Genomic DNA, 449 nt, shown 5'->3' on the forward strand with positions numbered 1-449 from the left:
AAGTTGTGCAGAACATTTCCCATAAGATAATCCCTTACCTGTTTCTTTGTAAGTTTCATTCCACTGATTGAGAAAATGATTGTAGATGAATCGGGAACACCCAATAGTCTTGTTAATCAAAATAGCCTGTTCTTTGTTTGGATAGAGTCGAAATTTATAGGCTTTATGAATTTTCATTTGACAATCCACCTCCTTTTGTATATCATAATGATATAGTATTTAAGGAGTGGTGTCAATGGAAAAGATTCAAAAACTAATTCGCTTCCCCAAAGATTTAGTGGAAGCAATTGAAACGTATCAAGAGAAAAACAGCATAGCTACATTTACAGCCAGTGTACTTGAACTGTTGCGAAAAGCATTAAAATCAGAAGGGCTGTTTTGAGCTTCGCTCAATAGGCATTCATCTCCCACCTACGCTTCGCTTAGAGGTGGGAGTCTTCTGTCAAATG

At 36.7% G+C, this 449-nt stretch carries 2 protein-coding genes; one reads left to right on the top strand and one right to left on the bottom strand.

Annotation, left to right across the window (positions count from 1 at the left end):
- Positions 1–177, bottom strand: a 177-nt coding sequence (locus ACYQ4S_RS12310; RefSeq protein ID WP_459771459.1) for a helix-turn-helix domain-containing protein, incomplete at its 3' end; no start/stop codon positions are given.
- 58 nt (positions 178–235) lie between these two features.
- Here ACYQ4S_RS12310 and ACYQ4S_RS12315 point away from each other — a divergent pair.
- Positions 236–382: a hypothetical protein gene (locus tag ACYQ4S_RS12315; protein WP_176759653.1), complete on the top strand. Its 147-nt coding sequence runs from the start codon at positions 236–238 to the stop codon at positions 380–382.
- The last annotated feature ends 67 nt before the right edge of the window (positions 383–449 follow it).

The organism is Alkalibacterium sp. s-m-28 (assembly GCF_054658175.1).